This window comes from Mesorhizobium sp. M7A.F.Ca.CA.004.12.1.1 (assembly GCF_003997835.1).
In the GTDB taxonomy this organism is placed as follows: Bacteria; Pseudomonadota; Alphaproteobacteria; order Rhizobiales; family Rhizobiaceae; genus Mesorhizobium.
Genome location: NZ_RZRK01000793.1, coordinates 1 through 2781, shown reverse-complemented (window position 1 = coordinate 2781; position 2781 = coordinate 1). Strand labels below are relative to the sequence as shown.

General features: G+C 61.9%; 3 protein-coding genes. 1 reads left to right on the top strand and 2 read right to left on the bottom strand.

The window, feature by feature from the left end:
* Positions 1 to 11: 11 nt before the first annotated feature.
* Positions 12 to 944, bottom strand: a complete 933-nt coding sequence (locus EN984_RS29690; protein WP_206517509.1) for a glycine--tRNA ligase subunit alpha — start codon at positions 942 to 944, stop codon at positions 12 to 14.
* Between the two features lie 218 nt (positions 945 to 1162).
* On the opposite strand from EN984_RS29690, the gene EN984_RS29685 reads away from it, so the two are divergent.
* Complete coding sequence (locus EN984_RS29685) at positions 1163 to 1624, top strand: GNAT family N-acetyltransferase (RefSeq protein ID WP_127270006.1); 462 nt, start codon at positions 1163 to 1165, stop codon at positions 1622 to 1624.
* A gap of 79 nt (positions 1625 to 1703) precedes the next feature.
* Here EN984_RS29685 and EN984_RS29680 read toward each other — a convergent pair.
* Positions 1704 to 2781: tetratricopeptide repeat protein (locus EN984_RS29680; RefSeq protein ID WP_127384162.1), on the bottom strand; the 1078-nt coding region annotated here is incomplete at its 5' end.

Sequence of the window (2781 nt, the reverse complement as noted above, 5' to 3'; positions counted from 1 at the left end):
GAGCGGCAGAGCTACATCCTGCGGGTGCGCAATCTGGCCAAGGCCTGCGTCTTCAAAAACGCTTCGCCGCAGGCCTTGGCCAGATTGCGCACCCGCAGGATGTAGCTCTGCCGCTCGGTGACCGAAATCACGCCGCGTGCGTCGAGCAGGTTGAAGACATGGCTGGCCTTGATGCACTGGTCGTAGGCCGGGAAAACCATGCGGTGCATCGGCAGATTGTCGTTCGATGCCGGCGCGCCGGCGTCGAGCAGCGCCTTGCACTCGGCCTCGGCGTCCTCGAAGTGGCGCAGAAGCATCGCCGTGTTGGCGTGTTCGAAGTTGTGGCGCGAATATTCCTGCTCGGCCTGCAGGAAGACATCGCCATAGGTGACCTTGTCGGCGCCTTCGCGGCCGTTGAAATTGAGGTCGTAGACATTGTCGACGCCCTGCACATACATGGCCAGCCGCTCCAGCCCGTAGGTGAGTTCGCCGGCCACCGGCGCGCATTCGATGCCGCAGACCTGCTGGAAGTAGGTGAACTGCGAGACTTCCATGCCGTCGCACCAGCATTCCCAGCCGAGACCCCAGGCGCCCAGCGTCGGGCTTTCCCAATCATCCTCGACGAAGCGGATGTCGTGCAGCAGCGGATCGACGCCGATCGCCGCCAGCGAGCCGAGATAGAGTTCCTGCAAATTGGGCGGGTTCGGCTTCAGGATCACCTGGTACTGGTAATAATGCTGCAGCCGGTTCGGGTTCTCGCCATAACGCCCGTCCTTGGGGCGGCGCGAGGGCTGGACATAGGCAGCGTTCCAGCGTTTTGGGCCGAGCGCGCGCAGCGTCGTTGCCGGATGAAAGGTGCCGGCGCCGACTTCCATGTCGTAGGGTTGCAGGATGACGCAGCCATAGGCCGCCCAATAGTTGTGCAAGGTCAGGATCAGCCCCTGGAACGAGCGGCTGGGATGCATATGGGCGGGGATTTCAATTGTCACGGATGGCCTCGACAGCACAGGCTAGCTTGCCGGCACGTCCTAGAGACCCAACAGCAAAGCGTCAAGCAAAGCACGCCGATGCGGTCACCCCGACATTATGGACAATGTTGAAAGCTTTGCAGGGGCTGGCCCATTGCCCATCTCTGGGGCCTGCGCTCTGTTCGCCTGTGCAGCAACGACAACAGGTTTCAGCCATGCCCAGCCCGATCGTCATCCGCCCTGTCACGCGACAGGATTTCGAGCAATGGCTGCCGCTGTGGGACGGCTACAATGCATTTTATGGCCGCTCGGGTGAAACGGCCCTGCCGGGTGAGATCACCCAGATGACATGGTCTCGTTTCTTCGATGCCTATGAGCCGGTCCACGCGCTGGTGGCCGAAGGCGAGGGACAGCTTCTCGGCCTCGTGCACTATCTCTTCCATCGCAGCACCACGGCGATCGCGCCGAATTGCTATCTGCAGGACCTTTTCACCACGCAGGCCTCGCGTGGCAAAGGCATCGGACGGGCGCTGATCGAGCGCGTTTACGAGCGCGCGCAGGCGGCCGGCTCAGGCCGGGTATACTGGCTGACGCATGAGACCAATCACACGGCGATGAAGCTTTACGACAAGGTCGCCGAACACTCCGGCTTCGTCGTCTATCGCAAGCTCTTCTGAGGCAGCCAGCCGAATCCGGTTCAAACGAAAACGGGACTCCGAAAAGAGCCCCGTTTGCATTGAATTCAAATGGCGAACTTCACCCTTTCGGGGCGGGCACCGGCTCTGGCTTGACCTTCGGGGTTTCCTGCGCCGTGTTGGACTCGATCGGCGGCAGGCCCTTCATCAGCTTCTGCTGCAATTTGGCCAGCACATCGGGGTCCGGCTTCAGGTCGCGAGCCTGGTTCCACTGGAAGGTGGCTTCCAGCTTGCGGCCGACGCGCCAGTAGGCGTCGCCGAGGTGATCGTTGAGAACCGGATCTTCCGGCTTCAGCGACACGGCGCGTTCCATTTCGCGCACCGCGTCATCGAACCTGCCGAGGCGGAAATAGGCCCAACCCAGCGAATCGACGATGTAACCGTCGCTCGGCCTGAGGTCGACGGCCTTTTGAATCATCGCCAGGCCTTCCTTGAGGTTCATGTTCATGTCGACCCAGGAATAGCCGAGATAGTTCAGCACCTGCGGCTGGTCGGGGAACAGTTCCAGCGCCTTGCGGAAGTTCGGCTCGGCCTTGGGCCATTCCTTCAGACGCTCATAAGCGATGCCGCGCTGGTAGAAGATGTTCCAGTTGGCCGCGGTCGGCGCCTTCAGCACCTCGACGGCCTTATCGTAGAGAGTGGCGGCCGAACGGAAATCGTCCTTCGAGGAATAGACGCCGCCGAGCGCCAGATAGGCGCGCATGTCATTGGGATGGGCGTCGACCAAGGCTTTCAGATGGGTGATCGCTTCTTCGTGACGGTCGAGATCGGCAAGATTGAGGCCGAGTTGCAGGTCCGAAAGCTCCTTCAGCGGCGAAGCGGCGGGAATCCGGCGATAGAGCGCGATGGCACCTTCGCCGTCCTTCAATTGCTCGGACACGGCGGCGAGTTGCACAAGGGCAGCGTCGCTGTCAGGCTTCAAAGCAAGCGCATATTGCAGATAGAGGCGCACGAACGGCTCGCCGCCGCCACGGTTGAGCGCGGTGGCGAGGTCGAGCAGGATTTCGGAGGCGCCATCGGATGGGCCGGCAACCAGCGGCGCAATCTTGTCGCCTTTTGCAATTCGGTCGCGCAAGGCGACGATTTCCAGCTTGCCCGGCGAAAACGCCTCGGCTTGGTCGAGCACCGACAGCGCCGTG